Annotated in this window: 25 protein-coding genes and 1 tRNA gene; 16 read left to right on the plus strand and 10 right to left on the minus strand. The window is 59.7% G+C overall.

Translation table 11 applies throughout. From position 1 onward, the window contains the following. Positions 1 to 202: 202 nt before the first annotated feature. From LRL22_RS03740 to LRL22_RS03765, 6 genes are all read left to right on the plus strand, one after another. A complete protein-coding gene (locus LRL22_RS03740; protein WP_019446850.1) occupies positions 203 to 1,357 on the plus strand; it encodes a flagellar assembly protein FlgT in 1,155 nt (384 codons plus the stop codon). A gap of 50 nt (positions 1,358 to 1,407) precedes the next feature. After that, positions 1,408 to 1,484 (plus strand) — tRNA-Arg (locus tag LRL22_RS03745). Between the two features lie 189 nt (positions 1,485 to 1,673). Then, positions 1,674 to 2,558: a DMT family transporter gene (locus LRL22_RS03750; protein ID WP_270904753.1), complete on the plus strand. Its 885-nt coding sequence runs from the start codon at positions 1,674 to 1,676 to the stop codon at positions 2,556 to 2,558. A gap of 105 nt (positions 2,559 to 2,663) precedes the next feature. After that, a complete protein-coding gene (locus LRL22_RS03755) occupies positions 2,664 to 4,601 on the plus strand; it encodes a methyl-accepting chemotaxis protein (protein ID WP_270904754.1) in 1,938 nt (645 codons plus the stop codon). Positions 4,602 to 5,100: 499 nt separating this feature from the next. Beyond that, complete coding sequence (locus LRL22_RS03760) at positions 5,101 to 6,549, plus strand: OprD family outer membrane porin (protein WP_270904755.1); 1,449 nt, start codon at positions 5,101 to 5,103, stop codon at positions 6,547 to 6,549. A gap of 137 nt (positions 6,550 to 6,686) precedes the next feature. Further along, entirely contained in the window at positions 6,687 to 7,514 is an 828-nt protein-coding gene (locus tag LRL22_RS03765; protein ID WP_123173634.1) for an SDR family oxidoreductase, read from the plus strand. Between the two features lie 91 nt (positions 7,515 to 7,605). Here LRL22_RS03765 and LRL22_RS03770 read toward each other — a convergent pair whose 3' ends face one another. Then, positions 7,606 to 7,938: a DUF1904 family protein gene (locus LRL22_RS03770; protein ID WP_270904756.1), complete on the minus strand. Its 333-nt coding sequence runs from the start codon at positions 7,936 to 7,938 to the stop codon at positions 7,606 to 7,608. 88 nt (positions 7,939 to 8,026) lie between these two features. Here LRL22_RS03770 and LRL22_RS03775 point away from each other — a divergent pair, with 88 nt between their 5' ends. The 4 genes from LRL22_RS03775 to LRL22_RS03790 all read left to right on the plus strand — a co-directional run bounded on the left by LRL22_RS03775 (position 8,027) and on the right by LRL22_RS03790 (position 11,615). Then, positions 8,027 to 8,914, plus strand: a complete 888-nt coding sequence (locus tag LRL22_RS03775) for a TraB/GumN family protein (protein WP_270904757.1) — start codon at positions 8,027 to 8,029, stop codon at positions 8,912 to 8,914. 136 nt (positions 8,915 to 9,050) lie between these two features. Beyond that, complete coding sequence (locus LRL22_RS03780; RefSeq protein WP_005338733.1) at positions 9,051 to 9,230, plus strand: DUF3149 domain-containing protein; 180 nt, start codon at positions 9,051 to 9,053, stop codon at positions 9,228 to 9,230. A gap of 187 nt (positions 9,231 to 9,417) precedes the next feature. Then, the gene (smrA, locus tag LRL22_RS03785) at positions 9,418 to 9,999 is read left to right on the plus strand and encodes a DNA endonuclease SmrA (protein WP_159143130.1); all 582 of its coding nucleotides are present in this window, start codon (positions 9,418 to 9,420) and stop codon (positions 9,997 to 9,999) included. Positions 10,000 to 10,136: 137 nt separating this feature from the next. Then, complete coding sequence (locus LRL22_RS03790; protein WP_270904758.1) at positions 10,137 to 11,615, plus strand: carboxypeptidase M32; 1,479 nt, start codon at positions 10,137 to 10,139, stop codon at positions 11,613 to 11,615. A 118-nt stretch (positions 11,616 to 11,733) separates the two neighbouring features. Here the strand turns inward: LRL22_RS03790 and LRL22_RS03795 are convergent, their stop codons facing one another. From LRL22_RS03795 to LRL22_RS03820, 6 genes are all read right to left on the minus strand, one after another. Next, positions 11,734 to 12,135 (minus strand): VOC family protein, encoded by a 402-nt coding sequence (locus LRL22_RS03795; RefSeq protein ID WP_204484025.1) that lies wholly within the window; start codon positions 12,133 to 12,135, stop codon positions 11,734 to 11,736. A gap of 94 nt (positions 12,136 to 12,229) precedes the next feature. Continuing rightward, positions 12,230 to 13,849 carry a DUF7305 domain-containing protein gene (locus LRL22_RS03800; RefSeq protein ID WP_270904759.1) on the minus strand — a complete coding sequence of 540 codons (1,620 nt, stop codon included), beginning with the start codon at positions 13,847 to 13,849 and terminating at the stop codon, positions 12,230 to 12,232. Continuing rightward, positions 13,846 to 14,406 carry a PilW family protein gene (locus tag LRL22_RS03805; protein ID WP_204484026.1) on the minus strand — a complete coding sequence of 187 codons (561 nt, stop codon included), beginning with the start codon at positions 14,404 to 14,406 and terminating at the stop codon, positions 13,846 to 13,848. Before LRL22_RS03805 ends, LRL22_RS03800 begins: the two co-directional genes overlap by 4 nt. Then, positions 14,400 to 14,792: a type IV pilus modification PilV family protein gene (locus tag LRL22_RS03810; RefSeq protein WP_204484027.1), complete on the minus strand. Its 393-nt coding sequence runs from the start codon at positions 14,790 to 14,792 to the stop codon at positions 14,400 to 14,402. Before LRL22_RS03810 ends, LRL22_RS03805 begins: the two co-directional genes overlap by 7 nt. Continuing rightward, on the minus strand, positions 14,789 to 15,208 hold the full coding sequence (locus LRL22_RS03815; protein WP_005338751.1) for a GspH/FimT family pseudopilin: 420 nt from the start codon (positions 15,206 to 15,208) through the stop codon (positions 14,789 to 14,791). The genes LRL22_RS03810 and LRL22_RS03815 overlap by 4 nt, the downstream gene beginning before the upstream one ends. Position 15,209: 1 nt before the next feature. Next, positions 15,210 to 15,599: a type IV pilin protein gene (locus LRL22_RS03820; RefSeq protein WP_042054203.1), complete on the minus strand. Its 390-nt coding sequence runs from the start codon at positions 15,597 to 15,599 to the stop codon at positions 15,210 to 15,212. A gap of 401 nt (positions 15,600 to 16,000) precedes the next feature. Here LRL22_RS03820 and LRL22_RS03825 point away from each other — a divergent pair, with 401 nt between their 5' ends. Beyond that, positions 16,001 to 17,539 carry an AlkA N-terminal domain-containing protein gene (locus LRL22_RS03825; RefSeq protein WP_270904760.1) on the plus strand — a complete coding sequence of 513 codons (1,539 nt, stop codon included), beginning with the start codon at positions 16,001 to 16,003 and terminating at the stop codon, positions 17,537 to 17,539. Further along, positions 17,536 to 18,009 carry a methylated-DNA--[protein]-cysteine S-methyltransferase gene (locus LRL22_RS03830; protein ID WP_270904761.1) on the plus strand — a complete coding sequence of 158 codons (474 nt, stop codon included), beginning with the start codon at positions 17,536 to 17,538 and terminating at the stop codon, positions 18,007 to 18,009. The genes LRL22_RS03825 and LRL22_RS03830 overlap by 4 nt, the downstream gene beginning before the upstream one ends. Before the next feature lie 67 nt (positions 18,010 to 18,076). Here the strand turns inward: LRL22_RS03830 and LRL22_RS03835 are convergent, their stop codons facing one another. From LRL22_RS03835 to LRL22_RS03845, 3 genes are all read right to left on the minus strand, one after another. Next, entirely contained in the window at positions 18,077 to 19,936 is a 1,860-nt protein-coding gene (locus LRL22_RS03835) for a peptidase U32 family protein (protein WP_270904762.1), read from the minus strand. Positions 19,937 to 20,033: 97 nt separating this feature from the next. Then, positions 20,034 to 20,642 carry a LysE family translocator gene (locus LRL22_RS03840; protein WP_058057313.1) on the minus strand — a complete coding sequence of 203 codons (609 nt, stop codon included), beginning with the start codon at positions 20,640 to 20,642 and terminating at the stop codon, positions 20,034 to 20,036. A 127-nt stretch (positions 20,643 to 20,769) separates the two neighbouring features. After that, the gene (locus LRL22_RS03845; RefSeq protein ID WP_270904763.1) at positions 20,770 to 21,711 is read right to left on the minus strand and encodes a LysR family transcriptional regulator; all 942 of its coding nucleotides are present in this window, start codon (positions 21,709 to 21,711) and stop codon (positions 20,770 to 20,772) included. Between the two features lie 226 nt (positions 21,712 to 21,937). On the opposite strand from LRL22_RS03845, the gene LRL22_RS03850 reads away from it, so the two are divergent. From LRL22_RS03850 to LRL22_RS03865, 4 genes are all read left to right on the plus strand, one after another. After that, the gene (locus tag LRL22_RS03850; RefSeq protein WP_021230362.1) at positions 21,938 to 23,026 is read left to right on the plus strand and encodes a ketoacyl-ACP synthase III; all 1,089 of its coding nucleotides are present in this window, start codon (positions 21,938 to 21,940) and stop codon (positions 23,024 to 23,026) included. A gap of 253 nt (positions 23,027 to 23,279) precedes the next feature. Beyond that, entirely contained in the window at positions 23,280 to 24,494 is a 1,215-nt protein-coding gene (locus LRL22_RS20435) for a methyl-accepting chemotaxis protein (RefSeq protein WP_342214619.1), read from the plus strand. 9 nt (positions 24,495 to 24,503) lie between these two features. Further along, on the plus strand, positions 24,504 to 24,872 hold the full coding sequence (locus LRL22_RS03860; protein WP_005338778.1) for a response regulator: 369 nt from the start codon (positions 24,504 to 24,506) through the stop codon (positions 24,870 to 24,872). Positions 24,873 to 24,885: 13 nt separating this feature from the next. Then, positions 24,886 to 25,212, plus strand: coding sequence for an STAS domain-containing protein (locus LRL22_RS03865; protein WP_270904764.1), 327 nt, complete (start codon positions 24,886 to 24,888; stop codon positions 25,210 to 25,212). The last annotated feature ends 13 nt before the right edge of the window (positions 25,213 to 25,225 follow it).

Here is a 25,225-nt window from a genome sequence, read left to right on the forward strand (position 1 = left end):
ACCTTTCCTGTATCTGCACCTGATTTGTTATCGGACGCGCCGGACAAAGCTTGAGCCGGGAATGAGGCATGATTCTTGCTTTTTAATGGACATCGTCAGCGCCAACGTGCGCTGCCACTTGGAACGTGTTGTGATCCATGTCGGCCAGCAGGCGCCATTTCCTCAAAATGGCGCGGCTGCCCGCCAACTCAAGGTATCTGCTATGAAATTACCGCTGCTGTTGACCCTGCTGCTGGCCAGCCTGAGCGCCCGAGCCGAGCTTATCGAAGCGCAGGGCAGCGCCGCCATTCTGGGGGGCGATGAGGTCTATGCCCGCGAGCAGGCGACCCGCGACGCCCTGCGTCAGGCGCTGCTGGCCAGCGGCGCGGCCGTTTCCAGCGTCCAGCGTCTGGAAAATGGCAGCCTGCGATCCGAGCAGATCCAGATCCGCTCCGGCGGCGACATTCGCCAGTACCGGCTCAAGCGGGAAGAGGTGCGCAACGGCCGCATGTATATCACCCTAGTGGCCGACATTCAGGCCGAGCGCCAGATCTGCCAGACCCAGCACTTCGCCAAGGATTTGACACTGGTGAGGCTGCGGATGCGCTATCCGGACCAAGCCAGCTACGGCGCCATGGACGACATGCCGGAAAACCTCTCGCGGCGGCTATTCGAAACTCTCGCCAATGCGCCGCAAGGGGTCGCGGTGCGCCAGTGGCTGGATGAAAACCTGCGCATCGATCCGCTCCATCTGCAACAGGGAGATCGCAGCGCCCTCGAGGAGATCAAGGCGCTCAGCCTGCGTACCGACAGCCAGTATCTGGTGCTCGGCAGCATCGACGATCTCTCCATAGAGCCGCAAGGCAACCAGCTGACCAGCTGGTATGAGGATCCCGTACGTAACTTTCGCATGCAGCTCTACCTGTTTGACGGCATCAATGGCAGCCTGGTCAACCGCAAGGTCTACGAAGGGCGCGCCACCTGGACCTTTGGCAAGCGGGAGCAGGTGGGCAGCAGCAGCGGCCAGTTCTGGCAGTCAAGCTATGGCCAGGAGGTCAACTACCAGTTGCAGCAGGCGGCTCAAGATCTGGTAGCCCAGCTCACCTGCGCCCCGGTCACCGCAAGAGTGGTCGGCCAGAACGAACGCGGCCCCTACATCAATCTGGGACGGCGCAACGGTGTCAAGCTTGGCGACCAGTTCCGCATCCAGCATAACGCTGACTTCATCGATCCCTACGGCAAGTCGCGCATGATGCGCAACCCGGCCGATGGTCTGTTCGAGGTGGTGCAGGTATTCGACGATGGCGCCATCATCAGCAGCCAGAACAAATATTCACCGTTTAACATCCAGAACGGGGATTTGGCAGTATTGGAATAAGAATCAAGGGTTTAAAAGGGAGTTGCTTCTTGTATAATGCCCGCCACACAGCTCCCGTAGCTCAGCAGGATAGAGCGGTCCCCTCCTAAGGGACAGGCCACTGGTTCGACTCCAGTCGGGAGCGCCATATAAAACAAGGGGTTGGCATCATTACGATGCCAACCCCTTGGTCGTTTTTGGCGACAACGAATCCGACCATCCAACCGTAATGACCCTCTCCTTTCTGCGTTCAGAGCGTGCGATCTCTCTGATAGACTGCTTGCCTTTGGCTTGTCTTTGAGGCCAAGCCCTGTTTCATCTTGCAAAGGAGTGTTGGATGTCCGGATGTTCCTGGTGGGATAGATCCACCGGTTTTGCCTTGCTGACCATTGTGCTGTGGGCCTCGCTGGCGGCGCTGACGTCACGGGTCACCAGCGTGTCACCGCTGGTGCTGGTCGGGCTGGTGCTGTTTTTCTGCGGGGTAGGGGCCTTGCCGTTTTGGCGCCAATGGCGTGCTCGCCCTATTACTTGGCTGGTGACGGTTACGGCATTGCTGCTCTACCATCTGCTGCTCTTTATGAGCTTTCGCCATGCCCCGGTGCTGGAGGCCAACCTCATCAACTACCTCTGGCCGCTCTGCATCATTCTGTTCACCCCGCTGTTGTTGCCCGGCCATCCACTCCATGCCCGTCATCTGCTGGCTGGCGCCTTTGGTCTGGCGGGTTCCATGCTGGTGATGGTCAATGGCGAGCTGCAACTGCAACAGACCTATCTGCCGGGATACCTGTTGGCGCTCGGTGCAGCTGTCGTCTGGGGGGCCTATTCGGTGCTATCACGCCGTCTGCCGCCAGCCCCTGCCGTGGTCACTGCGGCAGCCTGCCTGCCCGCAGGTTTGCTGGCGCTGCTGCTTGCCCGTCTGCTGGAGGGACCCCTGCCGCTCGCGCAGATCCCCACTAGGGACTGGAGCCTCATCATCGGGCTGGCGCTGGGCCCGATGGGGGCGGCCTTTGTGACCTGGTATCTGGCACTGCGAGACGGCGATCCACGCCGGATCGGTGCCCTTGCCTACCTGACACCGCTGCTGAGTACTTTGCTGTTAGTGGCATTGAACGGAGAAGAGCTGACCTCGCGCCATCTGCTGGCCGGTGCACTTATCATGGGAGGCGCCCTGCTCGGTATGCTGGGCCAACGCAACAGAGCACTGGCATCCCCAGCCAGTTAAGTCGGTAAAATAGGGCCACCTGACCATGCTGTCATAAAAACGCCATCATCCCTGTTTAGGCTCGGGCCACGCTCCCCCATGGTCTGTGCTGACAGGAATTACCCCGTGAAAATCGCCCATTACGCCACCCTATCCTCCCTTGTTTTGTTACTGGTTGCGGGAGGACAGGCGCTGGCCCTCTACCACGGCTGGCAACAGCTTGCCCATACCAATCAGGCCCAGCATCAGCACGAGACGCTGCAACAACTGGTGACAGTGACCCTGCAAAACAGCCTGCGTGACTACCTCAACAGCGGCGATCCGCAACAACTGACAGCAGCGGAGAAGGTCCGCCAGCAAGCGCTTTCCTCGCTGGCCGCTCAGGATGATGCCGTGGCGGCCCCGCTCAGACAGCAACTCGAACAGATGGCGCAGCGCATCGCGCACGACTATCAGGCCGCAGGCAAGCTCTCGGGCAACAGCCAGCTGCTGCTGCAAAATGCGGAGAGTGAGCTGGGCAGCCAAGCCATGGCGCTGATCCGCTATGGGGAGCAAGGTGCCAGCACGGAACAATCTGCCGCAGCACAGCAATATCGCAGCAGCGCAGCCGAGATCCTGGCGGGCCTGCCGCGCCTCGCCCATTTGCGCCAAAGCTATATGGAGCAGGGCAATGAAAAGCTGCTCGAAGGGATCCGCTTCGAGCTGGAGGCACTGCAAAAACAGGCGCAAGCGCTGCAAGCCTTGCCGCTGCTCGGCCTGTATGAAGAGGCGCCCGCCGATGAGTTCACGCTGGGGGAGCCGGTGCGCAAGGAGCTGGGAGAGCAACCGCGCAGCGAATTACGCTCGCTGCTGGGCCGCTATCCGCAGGAGCTGGCCAACAGCCGCACGGCGCTACAACAGCAACAGGCTGGCCGCCAGACCGTGCAGCAAGACATCATGGCGATGTTGCAAGCGACCAGACAGATGGGGGAACAACTTGCCCGCGAACGGCAAGCCGTCAATCAGGAGCTGGCCACCATCCTCGGCACGCTAGCGCTCTGTCTGGTGATAGTCGCCCTGCTGTTTGCGCTGGTGCAACGACGTTGGCTGCTCACCCCCTTGTTGCGACTGCGCGGAGCTTTTATGCAACTCGATCAGACGGGGCAGGCCGAGCCGTTGCCTACCGGACGCGATCGCAACGAGCTGGCCGATATCGTTGCCAGCTACAACCGGCTGATCGGTCGTCTGCAACTGGACCAACAACAAAAAGAGGGGCAGCTGTCAGCGGTATCCCTCAGTCTGCAAGGAATGGTTAGTCAGGTTGACGAGATCCACCACAGCACCCGCACCACCGAACAGGTGGTCGACGAGAGCGGTCAGATGATGGATGAGCTGAACCAGCTGGCCGGAGAGGTCCATCAGGTCGCCGCCGACATCGCCCAGCATGCCCACCATAACGAACAGGCGATGAGCCAGAGTGAAGATCTGGTGGGCAGCATGCTGCACGCTACTCATCAGACCGGACTGGCGATTGACGAGAGCGATGAGGCGCTGCAAGCCCTCACCCGCTCGGTTGCCGATGTGACGGCCATTGTCGATGTGATCGGTCATATCGCTCAGCAGACCAACTTGCTGGCCCTCAACGCCGCCATCGAAGCGGCCCGCGCAGGGGAACAGGGACGCGGCTTTGCGGTAGTCGCCGATGAAGTACGCCACCTCTCGGCCAATACCCAGCAATCCCTCAACCAGATCACCGATATTCTGGGGCGCCTGACCCAATCCGGCGAACAACTTGGCACTGTACTGAACCGGATCACCAGCGAATCAAGCCGCCAGCGGGCGCAGGCGGAACAACTGCGCCAGACTACCCAGGCAGTGAGGGAGATCGCCCGCAACACCGCAGTGATCGCACTGCAGGGCGCCGACAACGCCAAAAGTCAGGAACACAAACTGGCCAGTTTTGCCGATCTGATCGCTCGTATCCATCAGCATGCCCGTCAGGTGAGTCAGCTCTCGGTGCAGGTCTCGTCCCATATCCACCATCAGGCGCAGCAGATCCCCCGCATCCTCGGCCAGCAAGGCTGACCCCTATTCGCCCCGCATCCTCACCAGATCACTTTCCCTCGACCAGAGGGAAAGTTTTTTTGTAGCACAAAATTATCTGTTATCGGCAGGTTAACTGACACATCTTCCCCCGTACCGGATGAAAACCCGCACTGGCGCTGGCTGCGGCCTCAAGAAAACGCTCTCATCACCGTGATACCTGCCATGAGGCTGTTTACGACCTTGCCCATGATTATTTGCACTCGGTCATACTTTTGAAACGTTGAGGGAACTTTTCATTGATATTTCGCACCGCGAACGTACTCTTGGAGTTGTCCGATAGCCAAGAATCGGAACAAAAAAAACAACATGTGATGATCAGGACTGCCAACTACAGATGTGCCAAGACATCCGGGTTTGCAGATAACCAAGAGAAGATTTTTTGCCCTTCGGGGTTTTGATTGCAATGCCAATACCGAGCGGTAGGCCCGATGCCAGCTGCCGGAAAAAAGCTAAGTCCATAAAATCAGGAGCAATAAAAATGGAAAAAGTGATCTTCAAGCGCGCCGCTTTGAGTGCCGCTGTGGTAGCCGCTCTGGTCGCCCCCGGCATGGCGTTGGCAGCCCAGGATATGATGAGCCCGGAATATGGCCAGTCCTATGAAACCTTCGTAAAAGACTCCAAACTGACCGGTGGCCTGTTCTACTTCCAGCGTGATCGTCAGCGCATCGATGGTGACCCGACTGCCGCCAAGAAAGAAGGCAAGTACCAGTCCAACCTGAGCCATTCCACCGTCCAGGCAGCTCTCAACTTCAACTCCGGTTATGCCTGGGACACTGTTGGTCTGGATCTGGGCGGCTTCGGTGCCTATGACCTGGCCGTTACCGAAAACCATCCGGTCAACCAGGAGAACGAATTCTCCTTTGCAGGCAACTCCTGGGGCAACAACTACAAAGATGGCTCTCCCGAGGGTGGCTTCAGCCTCTCCAACGCAGCTCTGAAGCTGAAATTCCTGGACGGCGGTGTGACTGCCAAGGGTGGTTACACCCAGCTGTATGTCCCTGGCCAAATCGGTGTTAACTGGTCCTATCAGCCGGGTACCTATCGTGGTGGTCAAGTCGAAGGCAACTTTGGCGGTCTCTACCTGACCTACGCCATCGCTGACGAGTACAAGGCCCCCTGGTACAAAGAGACTCAGGTCTTCTCTCGCGCCAAAGCGTGGATGGATCCGTTCGCTGATGAAAACGTCATCGACTATATCCACGGTATCGCGGCTCGTTACACCTTTGAAAATGGCACTGCCGTGACCGGTTCTTTCGGTCAGTCCGAAGGCTACATGGACAGCTACCACTTCAAACTGGCTCACAAGTTTGACGTACTGGGCGGCCTCGCCACCAGCTACCAGTTCTACGGTTCCGAGACCGAGACCTACACCAAGGGCGGCTCCCAGATTGAAACTTACGACGGCCTGGCATGGCAACAAGCACTGACCGCTGCCTGGAACTACGCCCAATACGGCTTCCGTCTGGAAGGTCTGTGGACCAAGGCTGAAGGAGCGGAAGGCAACTACCTGCCCCGTCTGACCCGTGGCTACGCCAACTCCCAGGGTGCCAACGAAATTTGGTGGGACTCCCGCTCTGACTGGAACGCCAACAACGAGAAAGCACTGTTCTTCGGCGTGACCCGTTCTCTGGATGACCTGGTTGGTGCGCCTGGCTGGTCCGTCGGTATATCCGGTGCTTACGGTTGGGATATCGAAACCGGTCAAGGCAAGAAAGCAGCTAACGGTGAAGATACCGAATGGGCAGCCAACTTCGATGTCACCTATACCGTGCAGGATGGCAAGCTGAAAGGCACCCTGTTCAAACTGCACTACACCGACTACAACAACGACATCAGCCAGGGCGGCGGTTGGACCGATTACCCCAACATCTTCGCCTCCGAGCACGACGTCAAGTTCCACATCATCATGCCGCTTACCTTCATGTAATCAGGCAATACGATGTCAGCAAACCGGGCCACTTGGCCCGGTTTTCTTTTTTCCGGTTGGCAGGCTAACATGCGAGCCGGATAAGGGTTTTATCCACTCACCAGCACGCTTTTGTCAGCAGTCACAAGGACGCCATCATGCCCCGTTTTGTTTTGATCACCGGTTGTTCCAGCGGTATTGGCCTCGCCGCCGCACAGGCGCTCGGGCAGCACGGTTTTACCGTGATTGCCTCGGCGCGCAAGGCGGAAGATGTGGCCCGCTTGCAGCAACAGGGATTGCTGGCGGTACAGCTGGATCTGGCTGACCCCGCCTCCATCGAGCTGGGTGCCAGTGCGGCGCTCCATCTGGCAGGCGGGCGCCTCTATGGCCTGTTCAACAACGGCGCTTATGGCCAACCTGGGGCGCTGGAAGATCTGCCCACCGAGGCGCTCAGGGAACAATTCAATACCAACCTGTTTGGCTGGCACCATCTGATCCGTCAGGTGCTACCGCCGATGCTGGAGGCCAAAGAGGGGCGGATAGTGCAGAACAGCTCGGTTCTGGGGCTGGTTGCCATGAAGTATCGCGGCGCCTATAACGCCAGCAAATTTGCACTGGAAGGTTATAGCGACACTCTGCGCCTCGAACTGGCGGGTAGCGGGGTACATATCAGCCTGATTGAACCAGGCCCCATCGATACCCGTTTTCGTGCCAATGCCCGCAGCGCCTTCTTGCGGCACATCGATCCGGCCCAGAGCCGTCATCAGTCGGCCTACCGCCAGACCCTGACGCGGCTGGAAAAAGAGGGAGCAACCAGCGGCTTTACCCTCTCCAGCGAAGCCTGCATCCCGCCGCTGCTCCATGCGCTGACCCACGCCCATCCCAAGGCACGCTATCCAGTGACCACTCCGACCCGGCTGTTTGCCTTCTTGCGACGGGTATTGCCCACTCGCTGGCTCGATATACTGCTGGCCAAATCGGCCTGATCCCGTGATTGGCGACAAGCATCCTGCCGCCCAAGTGGTGTTAGCCGGGTAGCGGCGTCCCCCGTCCCGCCAACCTGGTTTGTCCCTCTCTTCAATAGTGCTCGCCATTGCTGTAGTAGGCACTCTTGACCAGAGGGATCACCTGCACCACCACATAGGTCTGCTCCCCCAGCACCCGTTTCAAATGGCGCGTGATAAGGCGCGCGGCAGCGTCCTGCATCTCCTGCGGCCGTTCGAACCAGTGCAACTCGACAAACGGAAATCCCGCCTCTGGCTCGCCGTTGCGTATCCAGCAGCTATCAATCCGCTCCATGGTGACAAACTCCGGCTTGCCGCCGGTCAGCTCGCAAAGGTCGGCCAGCAGCGGGCCGCTCACCTGTTGCAGGGTATCGAGCGTCACGGCGCGAAAACGAAGATGGGGCATGGCAAACCTCTTGGTTATCTGAAATGAGGACTTATCATAGGGGTTATTGTCAGCAAGAGAAGTCACCCGGCGCATATTAAGGATCCCCATGAGATTTCATCGCACCCTCTTTGCCTTCCTGCTCTGCCTGCTGCTACCGCTGCACGCCTTTGCCGATCCCGCCTTCTATCGGGTGAGCAAGGGCAACCAGCAACACTGGTTGCTGGGCTCCATCCATGCGGGCAAACCAGCCCTCTATCCGCTGCCCGAGCCAGTGGAGCGTGCCTGGCTGCAGAGTCGCGCACTGGTGATGGAGGTGAACATGAACAGCATCACGCCGGATCAGTGGCAACAGACCGGCTCCCTCACCCGACTGGTGGATGGCAAACCGCTCAAGGATCATCTGCCTGCCGAGCTCTATCAACGCACCCTGATGGCAGGTGCCCGCTATGGCATCGACGAGGCTACCCTCGCCACCCTGCGCCCCTGGTTTGCCGCCATTACCCTGACTCAGGCCGCCATGGCCCGCTCCGACTTCAAGAGTGAACTCGGGATAGACCAGCACTTTGCCGTCCGGGCCGCCAAAGAGGGCAAACCGGTAGTAGGTTTTGAAACCCTGCTGGAGCAGCTCGGTTATCTGGCCAGCGTGGGTGACAACCAGACCCTGATGCTCGCCAGCACCCTGGATGAGCTACCGATGCTGGAGAGTGGTTTCGCCGCCGTGATGAAGGCGTGGCAGCAGGGGGATGAGGCGACGCTGATCAATCTGCTCAAGGAGGAGATGGCCCCGCCCGCGCTACAAAGCTGGATGGAGCAGACCCTGCTGGCCGAGCGCAACCATAACTGGCTAAAAAAATGGTCTACCCTGCCCAACGAGAGCTTTATCGTGGTAGGGGCCCTGCACCTTTACGGCGAGCAGGGGTTGCTGGCGTTGCTGGAGCAGCAAGGGTGGCGCATTACCCCGCTCACCACACCGGGCCCTGTGCAGGCTCGGTAGCAAGGAGTCCAGTGAGAACGATCACAGAACGCACTGGTTATTAAACAACCTGCAAGGGAGTTGATCGGGATCATCCCGGACAGGGCAAAGAGGTATTTATCATGCCTGTCATCAACCGGGTGACAGGAGCAATAAAATGGACTTTTGGCTGGACCTGATGTTTGGCAACAGCGTGGGATTGATGTCGATGCTGGTGATTATCGGCACCTTCTTGCTCATCAGCTCTTACGCGGCCTACTTCATCTACAAGGTGATGCACTCGCAACCGCCTCATTCACAGCAACCCCATTCTCAACAACCCAAAGAGGGCAAATAATCCTCTGACCACAGGCGGCAGTTCACACTGACCGCCTGTGCTGTTTTATGGTTCGCGACTGTGATTCCCGGGCCAGGCTGCACCAGCGTCCATGCTGGGCGCCCCTTATCCCCTCCCCCTTTCCCCGTTTTCTGTGCCGGTTGCGGCCGTTATAATGGCCCCCACTTTTTCTTATGGGGAGCCTGCCGTGTCTCATAACGACGAACTCTCGCTATTTATGAATGAAGTGGCCGACGTGCGGCCCATTCGCAGCGACAACATCCATCCCCATGCGGCCAAATCCGCCCCGACCGAGGCGCAGCTCGCTCGCCGCCAGGCTGCCACTGCCGAACAACTCGCCCTCGACCACCTCACCATGGAGGCCATCGAGATGCTAGATCCGCACGAAATCGTCGGCTTCAAGCGTGATGGGGTGCAGGAGGGGGTCTACAAGAAGCTGCGGCTCGGCAAATACGAGCTGCAGGCCAGCCTGGACTTGCACCAGAAAACCCTCAACGAAGCGCGCCAGACGCTGGTGCAGTTCATTGCGGATTGTGAAGTCCGGGATATCCGCTGCCTGCTGATCCTGCACGGCAAGGGGGAGCGCAGCACCCCGCGTGCCCTGCTGAAAAGCTATGTGAGCGCCTGGTTGCCGCAACTGCCCGCCGTCATGGCGATCCACAGTGCCGAGCGTCGCCACGGCGGCAGCGGTGCCCTCTATGTGCTGCTGCGCAAAAGCGAACGCAAAAAAGTGGAAAACCGCGAGCGGCACCAGAAGCGGCTCGGCTAATCCGCGTTTCGCCCCACGCCTTTGGCCCGCCTGCATGAAGGTGGTCAACTATCCAGCGGCGGTGTTAGCATCGAACGGCCCCGAGCATGCCAGGTACGGGGCGGCATACCATCAGGGACGATAACAAGGACAATCCCATGTCATATCAAAAGCTTGAACAACATCAGCAACAGATCCACCGCTTTAGCCACCTCGCCGCCATCTGCGGCTGGGATCAGGCGGCCATGATGCCGGAGGGGGGCAACGATGCTCGCGCCGAAGCGATGGCCGAACTCGGTCTGCTGATCCACCAGAAGCGTACCGCCCCCGAGCTGGGTGACTGGATTGCCAAGGCCGAGAGCGAACCGCTCGATGAAGTGCAACGGGCCAACCTCGGCGAGATCAAGCGCCAGTGGCAAGATGCCAGCCTGCTGCCCGGTGAGCTGGTCGAAGCGCTATCGCTCGCTGGCAGCAAGTGCGAGCACGCCTGGCGCAGCCAGCGCAAGAACAACGACTGGGCCGGTTTTGCCCCCAATCTCGAGGAGGTGGTGAAACTCTCCCGTGAAGTAGCACAGCTGCGGGCCGATGCGCTTGGCGTGCGCCCCTACGACGCCATGCTGGCTCTCTATGAGCCCGGCATGACCAGCGCACGGCTCGATCAGATCTTCGGCGATCTCTCCAGCTGGCTACCGGCTCTTATCCAGACCGTGAGTGAACAGCAGAAGGGCGATGCCATGCTGCTGCCGCAAGGCCCCTTCCCCATCCCCACCCAGCAGGCGCTCGGTCAGGAGGTAATGGGGCTGCTCGGCTTTGATTTCGCACACGGTCGCCTCGATGTGAGCAGTCACCCCTTCTGTGGCGGCGTGCCGACCGACGTGCGGATCACTACCCGCTATAACGAGCAGGAGTTTGTCTCCAGCCTGATGGGTATAGTGCACGAGACCGGTCACGCCCGTTACGAGCAGGGGCTGCCGCGCCATCTGCTGGGTCAGCCGGTGGCCGAAGCGCGCTCCATGGCGATCCACGAGAGCCAGAGCCTGTTTTGCGAGATGCAGCTGGGCCATCATCCGACCTTCCTCGCGCTGCTGGCGCCACGCATTCGTCACCACTTCGGAGAACAGGCGGCGTTTGCGCCGGACAATCTGGCCAAGCTCTACAGCCGGGTCGAGCCGGGCTTTATCCGGGTCGATGCGGACGAGGTGACCTATCCGGCCCACGTTATTCTGCGCTACGAGCTGGAGCGCGATCTGGTGGAAGGGAAGATCGAGGTGGCCGACATCCCCGAGCTGTGGGATGCCAAGATGCAGCAGTGGCTGGGGCTCTCCACCAAGGGCAACTACCGCAATGGCTGCATGCAGGATATTCACTGGACCGACGGCTCGTTCGGCTACTTCCCGAGCTACACCTTGGGCGCCATGTATGCCGCCCAGCTGCGCTTTGCCCTCGAGAAAGAGCTGGGCAGCATGGGTGAGGTGATCGCGGCGGGCCGCCTGCCGGAGATCTTCGGCTGGCTCGGACGCAACATCTGGTCACAGGGGAGCCTGCACAGCACCGACGAGCTGGTGCGCCGCGCCACCGGTGAAGCGCTCAACCCGCACTGGCTGCGCCAGCATCTGGAACAGCGCTACCTGAAGTAATGAGCTCAGTAAGCTAACAGCAGAACGGGGCCCTTTTTAGTTGACCACTACAGGGCCCCGTTTTTATGGCGGTGCATGGCACAGCACGCCGTCACGGCAATGCTGTAAAAGAGAGAGTTCAGAGGGGGTCCGGGGAACCCAGCAACTCGCGCAGTTGCAGGATATTGCCCTCCGGGTCGAAGGCGTTGCGCACCACAAAGCCGGGCCCCGTCCACTGCTGTGACAATAAACCGCCGCCGAGATCCGCCGCCTTCGCTTCCGCCCAGGCGAGGCTGGAGACGGTGAAGAACAGCTTGATGGCCCCCTCTTCCCGCAGTGCTGGCGGCCGCTTGATAACGACTTGCCCGGCATAAGGCTCAGGAATGGCATGGATCAGCAGCTGGATATCGCTGTTTTCCAGCACTACCAGCTGCTCATCCTGATTGCAGACCACCATCTGCAGCAATGTACGGTAAAAGTGGGTCAGCAGGCCCGGATCCTTGGCATAGATCAGGGCACCGGCGCGAGCGGGGCCTGGCATGGAGCACTCCTCAACAGTGAACGGCTAGGTGGACAGATCTCCACCTTCTCACAGTTGCGCGCCCCATTCGATCCTTTTTAGCGGCTCACCAGCCTCATTGCACAAAGTGCCACTGCCGCAGTGCCAGTGTCGGAGGCGGCCCCTGATCATCCCCCAAATCTGCCATGCCCAGCGCCTCGTCATAGTGCACCCCGCCCGCACCACTCTCGGTCAGGTGCTTGGCACGCACCGCCCCGTACAAACCGCCACTTCCGCTGATCTTCATCTCGGTGAGTGGGGCATATAGGGCGGCATAGAGCGGGGTATTGCCCGACAGCTTGATCCCATCCTTGCCGCTATACGCGGAATAGAGGGAGATAGCAGGCGTACCGCCAGCGGTAAGCCCCTGTTTGGCTGCCGTCACCTCGGCACCGGCCCCGAGATCGACCTTGCCGCTGACGATCAGGGTCAGGCTGCTCCCCTCGCTCACCGTCAACTTGTTGCTGCCAGTCATGGTGAAATCCTTGTCGATCAGCAGCACCACATCCCCCTTGATGGTGAGCTTGGCATCGGCCCCCATATTGAGGCTGTCGAGCTTGTAAACGGTCTGCTCCTTGCCAAACAGCTCCCCCTTGCCGGGTAGCGGCAGCCCGGGCTTGTGCTGGTTGCTGCTGGTGACCGAGCCAGTGGCGGGAGCCGTGGTCAGCACCATCTGCTGGGTGGCGCCCAGCGTCAGCGGGCCATTGATGGGCAATGTTGCAGGGGGAAACGATTTGGGCAACGAGGCCACATTGAGCGGGTCACACACCTGCCCGGCCACGGGTGGCAACCTGGGATCGTTGCGATACTCGGGATCCAGATACTTCTGGTTCTCCTGATCTTTAAAAAAACCAGCACCACCATAACTGAGTTTGCCGCTGTCGATGCTGGTGCCCCAATCCATGGAGACATTACCGTTGACCGCCACCTGACCACCGATGCGCCCCCCTTTCAGGGTCAAACTACCGCCCCCTTTCACATTGCCGGAGACCCGGACAATCTTGTCCGAAGAGGGGGAGATAATGACGTCACTCCCGGCATTCACGTTGCCTGAGATGGGAGAAGATCCGTTGAGGGTCACGGTACCTGTTGCCCGTACATCGCCCCAAATTGGCGAATTGCCGTCGAGCACCACATTGGCCTTGTCGCTGACAGTCGCCACCTTGGCATTCTGGTTAATGTTGGTGCCGCCATATTTGCCCTTGCGTGAATCGTAGCTGTCGATAAAACCGCTACCGGAGAGGCTGAGCCCTTCGCATGCCACCACCGAATCCTGAAAGATGAGATTGCCGGGTTCGCGCTTAAGGGCAAACAGGGCATTGAGGCTGGCATTGCCCTCCAAATAGCGGCCATGGCTCTGCAACGCCAACTTGCTGCCGGCGGAGGCATCCAGCTGATCGATGCTGAAGCGGCTGCCCGCCATGGCCCCTTCACCATTGCTTGGCACCTTCTGCACCAGTTGAGCCCACTCTATCCGCGGTTCGGCGCCAAGCGCCTGATGCAGGGCGCGATAACTCTCGTTCATCCCCTGCTCGGCACTGAGCTGCGCATTGATCTTCTTGTGAAAATTGCCGCTCAGGCGAGTCTGTAACTGGTTCTCCTGAATGCTGGTAAACACCAGCAGACTCGACAGCAGGCTCACCACCAGCACCACCAGCAGTACGGCTCCCCGCTGCCCCTGCAATCCCTTGTTCATCCCGCTCCCCCTGCAGTGGCGTTGGCACCGGATGTGGCCAACGCTGCTGCCCAGACCGCCTTGCGGCGGGCCACCTGCACCTCTACTCCCGGTGCCAGATAGCTCGGCAGCCCTTCGGGCAAGATGCGGATATTGACCAGTGCACCCTGCTGGCCGAATTCAAGATCCTGAAGATGGGCCAGCAACAGGCGCGGGCCATCTCCGTCATCGCAACTGAGTACCGGCGGAGTGAAGCGGTACTGCTCGGTAAAATCGGCGGTTTTCTGGTTGCCAAGGCAGGAGAGCACCTGACTGCCACCTTCCACCTTGAAAGCCAGCGTCAGACGATCAGGGGTGACGGCTATCAGCTGATCCGCCTGCTTGATGCTGTTGGTAAAGGTGAGGGTGGCAAAGCGCAGCACTTCGTTCGCCTGCTCCAACGCCTTGCTCTGCTCGACCGTGCTCTTGATCGGGGCGTAACCGGCAAAAATCGCCAGCATCAGCATCAGACCGAGCACCATGGAGATCATCAGCTCGACGAGACTGACGCCTCGTTGCCGTGAAAGGACGCTTAGCATAAAGGCGGAAATCCTGCGTTCAGCTCCACCCGCTTGGCGCCGGAGACCCGCTCATCCTGCCACTCGATAGCGACCACAAAGTTGTCGCTATAACGGTTCGGTAGCACCAGCCGGTGGCCATCCTGCAGGGTGAAGCGGGCAAGAAAATCGGCTTGGGTGAACCGCTCGGGCTTGCGCTGCACTTCACACAGCGAGCTCCAGATCTGCTCCACGCTGTTGCTCGCCTCGATCGTGGCCAGCGTGCTCTGCAAGCTGTAATGCGCCTGCTGCAACGAGACCATCTGCCCCTTGGCGAGACCGAGAAACACCATCACAGCCAACACCATGGAGACCATGATCTCCACCAGATTGAAGCCTTGCTGGCGGGCAAGTGCGGCGTATCTCATGAGCAGCTCCCTTGCAGCAGCTGGCCGCTCGGGGCCACGCAGAGCACCCGCTGCTCACCGAGGCGATTGGCCAGAATGATCTCGGCGTGGCTGCTGCTGCCGGTTGGCGCGATCTGGATGGGGTCAAACGGCTTGATCACCACTCCGCCAGCAGGTGCTGCCGCCTGACGCAGCAACTTGCTGTCAGCCATCACCTCCCAGCCACCGTTCTCGGTGCCCTGCAATACCACCGGCAGGGTCAGCTTGACCGCTTCGCTGCGGGCAAAGCGGTAGGCAGACGCGAGTTCGGTCGCACTGCGATCGAGCCGTTCGGCCGCAAGGCGCTGACTCATGGAGGGCAACCCGACCAGTAGCAAGATGGCGGCTATGCCGACCGTGATCATCAACTCAATCAGGGTAAATCCGCGCACATTCATCTTATGATCCCCAGCAGTCATGGCGATTGGCCGCGCGATAACCGGTCTGATCGAGGGTCAGAGTGCCGCACTCATCCTGTTGTCGCGTCGTTGGAATGGCTTTGAGCAGGTAGTCGCCAGCATCTTGCTGGCTGTAGCTGAACTGGTAGAAATCCGTGTTGGAAGGGGTGGCAAACGTGTCGGGATAACGTCCCTGTTGGGTATAGATACGTTCGAGGGCGAGCGCCTGCTCCAGCAATTGCTGCTGCGCTTCGTAACGACGTCCCTGTTGCAGATAACCCTGATACGCTGGCAACGCGATGGCCGCGAGAATGCTGACAACCGTCATGGCGATCAACAACTCGATCAGACTAAAGCCCCGGCAATGGCGCCATGCCTTACAGTCGTTCACTTATCATCCTTGGCAAGTGTTGTTGTTATTGGTCGGCCTAAGGCCGCAGATGTGATGACTTAATAATCATCAAAAATTAACTGACTCGATTGAACAACACAAAATCACCACACTCAATGTAAAAAAGATAGTTATGTGATCTGTTATTAATTTTTAAGCAGTTTTCACCGCCACTAATCTCGCCAAGCAAATAAAGCTAGGCCAATCGACATCCGTTATGCCCCCTTCTATCGAGCCGCGACATATGGACAACAACGGAGCGAAGAGTGAAACCCAACCGTGCAATAAAAGAGCAAAAAAACCTTTGGCCAATTTTTGCTATCCCTGTCCGTTTCTGGCTAGTCATGACCCCCGAGCCCCCTTACTCTCTTGTCATCTATTCCAGCAAAGCCGCCAACACCATGAATGCAAAGCCCAGCCCAGAGTCGTCACAAGATGAGGTGATCAACACCCTCAGCCGCGAGCAGTGCCATGCCGCACGGCTCGCTCGCGACGCTCGCTTTGATGGCCGTTTCTTTACCGGCGTGCTCTCGACCGGCATCTACTGCCGGCCGGTCTGCCCGGCACGGCCACCCCACGAGCACAACGTGCGCTACTTCCAAAGCGCCGCTGCCGCCGAGCAGTATGGGCTGCGCCCCTGCCTGCGCTGCCGCCCCGAGCTGGCCCCCGCCGCCCGTGGCGATCTGCCGGTTGAACTGGCACGTCTGCTGGCGCGCATCGATCGCGGCGAGCTGGCGGAGAGAACGCTCGCCAAACTGGCCACTGAGGCAGGGATAAGCGAACGTACCCTGCGCCGCCAGTTCGAGCAGCACCTCGGCGCCTCGCCAAAACAGGTGGAGCAGACGCGCCGCCTGCTGCTCGCGAAACGACTGCTGACCGAAACAGGGCTGCCCATTACCGACATCGCGTTTACCGCCGGTTTTGCCAGCATCCGCCGCTTCAATGACGCCTGGCTGAACGCCTACGGGCTGGCCCCACGCACCCTGCGCCAACAAGAGGAGCATGCGCCAGAGCACATAGGCTCGGAGCCGCGCGGCGCAACGCTGACGCTGCAGTTGCCCTACCGTCCCCCGTATGATGTGGCGGCCATGCTGGCGTTCTACCGGCTGCGTGCGATCCCCGGGCTGGAGCGGGTAGATGGCGAAGTGTATGAGCGGCGCTGCCAGGTCGGTGATCAGGTCGCGCTGGTGCGCATCGCGCAGGGCAAGGGGCACAGCCTGCAACTCACCGTTCATGATCTGCCGCTCGCGGCGCTACCCGATCTGCTCTATCGAGTGCGCCGGATGTGGGATCTCGATGCCGATATGCAGCGGATCGGTGATCTGCTCGGTCAGGATCCGCTGCTCGCCCGCTTGCAAGCGCGCTGGCCCGGCGTACGGCTGCCGGGTGGCTGGGACGAGTATGAGGTGATGCTGCGCGCCATCGTCGGCCAGCAGGTCTCGGTCAAGGGGGCCATCACCATACTCGGGCGGCTGGTGGCCCGTACCGAGGCGCAATTCGGGGTGGCGCAACTACCGACCCCCGCCCAGTTGTGCGAACTCGATCTCGACGGCATCGGCATGCCCGGCAGCCGTATTCGTACCCTGCGGGGAGTGGCGAAGGCACTGGCCAGCGGTGAGCTGACCCTCACGACAGCCAGTGATGAGCAGTTGCTGGCACTACCGGGCATAGGCCCCTGGACGGTCTCTTACTGGCGGCTGCGCTGCGGGCTAGATACCGATGCCTTCCCCGCCTCCGATCTGGTGCTGCAAAAGGCGCTCGGAGGCGGTGCCAAGCTGCCGGTGAAAGAGGTGTTGGCGCAAAGCGCCGCCTGGCAACCGTGGCGCAGCTATGCGGCCAGCTGGCTGTGGCACGCCATGAGCGAAGCGCCCGATTTGCTGCTCCGTGCCACTGGCAACGAACAACAGCCAGATACCCAACAACAGGAGATAACCCCATGATCCGCTACGATATCCTGCCGACCCGCTGCGGCGATCTGCTGGTCGCCATCAATGAATCCGGTCTGGTGCACGTGGACTTTGTGGCGGGCCTGCGGGCACTGCCCGATATAAGTGGCTGGCAGCAAGATCACTGTGCACTGGCCCCCTTCCTCGCCGAATTTGACGCCTATTTTGCCGGTCGCTTGCAGCGCTTCTCCCTGCCCCTTGCCGCCCGTGGTACCGCCTTTCAGCAGGCGGTGTGGCAAGCGTTGTGCGACATACCCTACGCCGAGACCCGCAGCTACGGCGATATTGCCCGCGCTATCGGCAAGCCCGAGGCGGTTCGGGCTGTGGGCGCAGCAAATGGCCGCAATCCGCTCTCGATCATCGTTCCCTGCCATCGGGTGATCGGCCAAAACGGCAGCCTGACCGGCTATGCGGGGGGATTGGAGATTAAAAAAGCACTGCTGGCGCTGGAGAGGGGCAATTAAAGGAGTCTGAGTAGAGCACCTGCGATAAAAAATTGCCCCTTTCCGGATGGAGAAAGGGGCTGTTTGATCAGCGTTTCAGGCTGCCCATTACATGCATTTCGCAGCGGTTGCAGTCAAAGCGCAGGCGGAAGGTGTCTTTACCCATCTTGAGCTCCAGCGGCTCGGCCTTGAGACCTGGCACCTCGTTCGGGCAGAGGTTCTGGCTATAGCGGATGCAATGCTTGGTGATCATCAGCACCACTTCCCGCTCCTCCTTGTTCGCCTCATAGGCGGGAGCAATGCGCTCTACCCCATGCTCACGGAAGAACTGTTCAGCCGCGCTGTTCAGCACATTGCCAAGGTAGGAGAGACGGTGCTGGGGATAGTTGATATCCCGCAGGGCAATGCGTCGCTCGGGGCGCTGGTAGCTGGCCACGCGTGCGGCCTCCAGTGCAGCGATGCCATCCCGGCGCAAACCGTTGAGCTGTGATGCGGCGATAAATAGCGGGTGAGTGAATGCCAACTCAATCTTGCGCGCCACAAACAGGGTATTGCCGAGTTTGCCAAGCTGATCCCGCGCCTGTTGCAGCGCCCGCTCCGGGTTGTCGGCAGGCTGCTTGTCGCAAGGCAGGGTCACCGCGGCACTAATGCCCTGCTCGTCGGTGAGCGTGAGAATCACGCCCTCATCGCACTCAGCCAGCACCATATCGACCCGGATGCGGCGATCCGCGCTCGCCTTCTCCAGCATCTTGCTGAACGCCTGATCGTGGTTACGGTAGATTTCTGTCCCCACCTTTAGCCCCGACATTCGTTCTGACAGGAGTAACTGCTTACCTTCGACCTTGTTGAGGCGCATCCCCACCAGCTCATTGTTCGGCTTGAAGAAGCCGAGACCGTCGCCGTTGTTGAGGGTGACCTGTTTGCCATCAATCTCGATACCGTCACGGGTCACCTTGGTGACACGCCCCAGCGGTTCGCCCACATATTTCGGGCTTTTGGTGGAGTCGATCCCCTGCTGGCGGCCATGGAGGAAATAGTCGGTGCTGCCGCGGTTGAAGCTCTTCTTGGGGTCAGGCGTGAAGCTGTAGCTGCAACGACCCGCCGAGGCGGCCACCAGATCGGAGCGGCTATCCAGAATGGCGTCCAGCTTCTGGCGATACCAGGCAGTAACGTTTTTGACGTAGTCGAGCCCCTTGAGTCGCCCTTCAATCTTGAAGGAGCGGATCCCCGCCTCGATCAAGGCCTCCAGGTTGTCGGTCTGATCCATATCCTTGAGCGACAGCAGGTGGCTGTCGGCCACCAGCACTTCACCGTCCGGCTTTTGCAGCGAGCAGGGCAAGCGACAGAGCTGGGCACACTCGCCACGGTTGGCACTGCGGCCGGTACGGGCATGGCTGATATTGCACTGGCCGCTGTAGGAGACACAGAGCGCACCGTGGATAAAGAACTCCAGCTGCACATTGGTCACCGCACTGATCTCGCGGATCTGCGCAAGAGACAGTTCGCGCGCCAGCACCACCTGAGAGAAACCCACATCCTGCAGAAACTTCACCTTCTCCGACGTGCGGTTGTCGGTCTGGGTACTGGCATGGAGCGCGATGGGAGGCAAATCCAGCGCCAGCAGTCCCATATCCTGCACGATGAGCGCATCGGCACCGGCTTCGTAGATCTGGTGGGTCAGCCGCCGGGCCTGCTCCAGCTCGTGATCGTGCAGCAGGGTGTTGAAGGCGACAAAGACCTGGGCGCCGAAACGGTGGGCGTGACGTGCCAGCGCTTCGATATCCTCGATGGAGTTGCCCGCCGCACTGCGGGCGCCAAAGGCAGGGCCTCCCATGTAGACGGCATCGGCACCATGGTTGATGGCTTCGATGCCGTAGGCGAGGTTCTTGGCCGGAGCCAGCAGCTCCAACCGGTTGTTATGGCTTAACGGGTGCTTGTTCTGGTGCATGGTCTCGGGATCAGGGCGGACAGCAAATGGCCGCTACTCTAGCCCATTCACCACCCCCGTGCCTTGATCCCGCTTAAGGTATCTGCGAAATACAGGATTAGATAACCACCTTGAGCGCCAACCCGAGCAGCACCAAGCCACTCACCTTATCGATCACAAAGGATTTGGCTTTGAGCCACGCCAGTACGGGACCACGAGAGAGCACCAGCGCCACCAGCACGTACCAGACTGCATCGATCCCGCCAGCGGTGAGCATCATGATGCCCCCTTCGCTCCAGCCGGTATCGGCGCGCACAAACTGGCTGAACAGAGCGATGAAGAAAACCGCCAGCTGGGGGTTAAGGAAGGCAACCATAAAACCTTCAAAGGCCCCCTGCCGACCGCGCAGTTGATGCACCTCTTCATTCCCTTCGTCACTGGCTGGTTTTGCCAGCAGGGCTTTCACCCCGAGCCAGGCAAGAAATGCGGCGCCGCCGTAGCGGATCAGATCAAACAGGATCGGGGTCTGGGTGATCAGAATAGAGAGACCGAGCGCCGTGACCAGCGCATAGATACCCACCCCGAGGCCATGACCAAGCGCGGTGGCGACGCCGTGCCCCTGCCCACCCTGCACCGTATTGCGGATGATCAGCGCCAGACTCGGCCCCGGGCTGATGGCCCCCATCACGCAGATTGCGGCCAGTGCCAGCCAACTCGTCAGTTCCATGCTTTTCCTCTTTTGTGCTCGATATGATGACCTGCACTCAGGGTACGGGCTGAGCCATTATGCCAGTAGTGAAAGTTATGAATAGAACCCATAACCCATGGCTATAACGCCACACAACTGACCGGGGCTAACCGCCGAGATCGAGCAGCTTGCGACTCTCGCCGACGGTGCGTTGCAGGTGATCCCGCAGGAATGGGTAGGCCAGCTCGCGAAACCAGCGGTGGGCCGGATCCTGATGGTGACGCTGATGCCACAGCAGATGATACTGCTGGTCGCGGGTAGCAAAGGGCAGATCGACAAAGGTGAGCTCATGGCCACAGGAGAGCTGCCAGGCGATATGAGCAGGGGTGGTCATCAGGCAATCGGTGCGCAGCAACACCTCCACAGCCGCCTGAAAGAAGGGAACTCTGGCAAACCAGCGCCGACTCAGTCCCTGCGGCGCCAACACCTGCTCCACCGGGCTGTCCTTGTCGCCACCGCCACTCACCTGCAGATGAGGCCAGGCGAGATAGTCATCGAGATTAAGCGTCTTGCCTGCCAGCGGGTGATGACGTCCCATCAGCACCGCCAGCCGATCTTCCCCCTGATGCAGACCGCGTATCTGCTCCGGTACCTGCTCGGTGATGGTAGAGACCAGATCCAGCTCGGACTGCCACAGCTGCGGCAGCTGACGTTTGTCCCACAGGCTGTACTCCAGCGCCGCCAACGGCGCCTGTTTGGCGAGCGCGGCACAGATATCGGGCAGGATATGCTGGGCCACATAATCGGAGGAGGCGAGCCGAAATACCCGCTCGCAGCGGCTCGGGTCAAACCCGGGGGCCTCGTAGAGCCGCTCCAGCGCACCGAGAGAATCCGCCAGCTGGGCGGCCAGCGCTTCGGCACGCGGCGTCAGCAGCCAGCGTTGCCCCTCCCGCACCAGCAACTCGTCGTCAAACTCGCTGCGCAACTGGGCAAGCTGCTTGCTGATGGAGGGCTGACTCAGGTGCAGCAGCTCGGCGGCGCGGCTGATATTACGGGTCTCCAGCAGTACCTTGAGGGTCGGCAACAAGTTGAGATTGGCTCTGAGCAAGGAGATACCCTCATCGGTGGTGAAACGCCTATCTTAGGGCAGAGGAGTCCCGCGTTTTAAGCAAAATTTCCAGCCATGCTCAGCACGTTGCAGCCCTTTGCGACCAGATGGCACAGCTGAGCCCCCCGCACATAACCATGACCACAAGATGACAGTGGTTGTCTCGTACGGCATAATTGCACGATTTTCCGCCCGCGGGCGATCCACTTTGAGAAGCGGTAACAAGATGAAATACGCCAATATCACCGGCTGGGGCAAATGCCTGCCTCCCTCTGTGCTGACCAACGACGACCTCAGCACCATCATGGATACGTCAGACGAGTGGATCTATCCGCGCACCGGCATCAAGGCCCGCCGGATCTCCCATGTCAGCACCTCGGATCTCGCCACCCTGGCCGGTCGCCGCGCACTGGCCTGCGCCGGTCTGGAAGCGAGCGATCTCGATGGCATCATCCTGGCTACCGCCACCCCGGACAACCTGCTGCCAAGCGCCGCCTCTGCGGTGCAAAAGAAGCTGGGCGCAGTCAACGCTGCCGTATTCGACCTCAACGCGGCCTGCACCGGTTTTGTCTACTCCCTCTCCGTCGCCACCTCGCTGGTGCAGACCGGCATGATGAAGAAGGTGCTGGTGATCGGCGCCGAGCGCCTCACCTACCTGCTGGACTGGGCACGCCGCGATACCGCCGTGCTGTTTGGCGACGGGGCAGGTGCCGTGGTGATCGAGGCAAGCGAACAGGAGTGTGGCCTGATCGCCAACAAGCTGGGCTGTGACAGCGAAGCCCGGGAGATCCTGCACGTACCGAACTTCGGTACTGATCGGGTGCGTTTTGCCGATATCGATGGGCTGTTCACCTTCAACTTCGAAGGTCCGGAGATCTTCAAACGCGCCGTACGCGGCATGGGTGAAGCCACCAGCACAGTGCTGGCGCAAGCTGGCATTGCGCCGGAGCAGGTCGACCTGATCGTGCCGCACCAGGCCAATATCCGCATCATCGAGACCCTCGCCAAGCGGATGAATGCGCCGATGGAGAAGGTGATGGTCAACATCGAAAACTATGGCAACACCTCCGCAGCCACTGTGCCCATCGCTCTGTGCGAAGCGCTGGAGCAGGGCCGCGTCAAGCCGAACTCCTATCTGCTGACCGCTGCCTTCGGTGCCGGTCTGACATGGGGAGCCGCCATCATCAAGTGGGGCGATCGCGTCACCCCCATCAAGGCGTGCGATGCTGAACTCCCCCCATGCGACAAGAGCGCGCTGGAGCTCATCGCCCACGCCGTGGAAGGTTGCCAGAAGGCTCACGCCAACGAGGCGTGATCCTCATCAGGAGCCTGAATCCTCAGGCTCCTTCTCTCCTTTTCATCCCCACCTAGCTCTGCTCCCCACTTTGCAAGCCGCTTGATACGGCAATCGCTGATACAAACAACTCCGATTTGCAGCCAATTAATTTTTTTCCGCTAACCTTATTGTGCCAACTATAAATAAAGAAAAGAGCGTCAAGGGGCACCATGACTGTTTCGGTCCCGCGCCTTTACCTCTTACCAAATAATTGCACAGGGATAAGCTACGTATGGCACAACACAAAAGTGGCGTGAACACACCGCTTTGGGAACCGGTTTGCTGGATTTGCTGCATCGGGCTTGCTCTGCTGAGCTGCCTGTTGCTGCAGCTTGCCGATGCGCTGTCACCTCTCTACCTGCTGCTCAATGTGCTGGTTGGTATTGCCGCCGCGCTCTGGACATCGAGTCACTTCCACCAGCACACACTCCGACATCGTGCAGGAGAGGAACAAACCGTCGCGACCGATCCTCTCGCCCACTCCATCATCGGGCTCGAACAGGTGTGCGAGAAGGCTCTACCTATCTGGTCCCAGCAAATTGAAAGCTCTCGTCAACAAACCGAAGCCGCGATGATTGACCTGACCCAACGCTTCAGCGGCTTGGCCAACAAGCTGGAAGAAGCAGTCAATGCTTCTCATCTGGCAGCCGGAGAATTGGGTGATGCCAATTCCCGTGGCATGGCAGGAGTCTTGAGCGAGAGCCAGCAGCAGCTCAATGAAGTGGTTGCCATCCTGCATTCCGCCCAGGCCAATCGGGACGCCATGCTGGGTGAGATAAAAAGCCTGACCACCTACACCATAGAGCTCAACACCATGGCCATGGATGTGGCCAAAATCGCCTCCCAGACCAACCTGCTGGCCCTCAATGCCGCCATTGAAGCGGCTCGTGCAGGGGAAGCTGGTCGTGGCTTTGCAGTGGTCGCTGATGAAGTGCGCAACCTCTCCCGCCTCTCCAGCGAAACCGCCCAGAAGATGACCGACAAGGTTGATACCATCAATACTGCTATCGGCCGCGCCTTCCAGATTGCCGAAAATGCTGCCGCACGGGATCACGCCTCAGCGCTCAATTCGGAGCAGACAATCGAACAGGTGCTGGCCCGTTTTCGCCATGCCACTGACAGCCTGGCGGAATCCGCCTCCCTGCTGCAAAACGAGAGCACCGATATCCATCGCGAAATCTCCAGTGTCATTGTCTCGCTGCAATTTCAAGACAGGGTCAGCCAGATCCTCAGCCACGTCAGACAAAACATGGAGAGCCTCTCCAGCCATCTGGTTGCTTCGAAGCAGAGCAGCAATGCGACAGGGCCAATCCAGATCGATGCCAATCGCTGGCTGGCAGAAATGGAGCTCTCATACGCCACCGACGAACAGCGCAATATTCACCATGGTCGCACCACCCGTTCTGTCAACGCGCAACCAAGCAGCGCCGACATCACATTTTTCTAGGAGAGAGATATGGGCAAAACGATCCTGATCGTGGATGACTCGGCAACTATTCGCCAAGTCGTGGGCATGACCCTCAAGGGCGCCGGTTATGAGGTCATGGAAGCCTCTGACGGCAAAGATGCGCTCAACAAACTTGATGGCAAGAAGATCAACCTGATCATCAGTGACGTCAACATGCCGAACATGGATGGCATCACCTTCGTCAAAGAGGCCAAAAAGCTGGCCAACTACAAATTTACCCCTGTCATCATGCTGACCACCGAGTCTCAGGACAGCAAGAAGCAGGAGGGACAAGCCGCGGGAGCCAAAGCCTGGGTGGTCAAACCCTTCCAGCCCGAACAGATGCTGGCCGCAGTCGCCAAGCTCATCATGCCGTGATCCGGAGCGCATCATGCAACTACAGAGTGAGATACTCGACAACAAGGTAGTGGTGACCATGCCGGACGAGATCACCATTTATACAGTCAGCGAGCTGAAAGATGCCCTCTCGCCCTTATTGCATCAGGGGAACGAACTGGAGCTGAATTTGGCGGCGGTATCCGAGATAGACAGCGCAGGGCTGCAATTGCTGCTGGCAGCAAAGAAAACCGCTCTGCAGCAAGGCTCCTCCCTGGCGCTGGTCTGGCACAGCCATGTTGTGCTTGAACTGCTGGAGCTCTGCCAGCTCTCGGCCTTTTTTGGCGACCCCACCCTCATCACCCATGGCGAACGGCCCTGAGCCACCATGACAA

The sequence above is a fragment of the Aeromonas sp. PI_26 genome, from assembly GCF_027854445.1.
In the GTDB taxonomy this organism is placed as follows: Bacteria; Pseudomonadota; Gammaproteobacteria; order Enterobacterales; family Aeromonadaceae; genus Aeromonas; species Aeromonas veronii.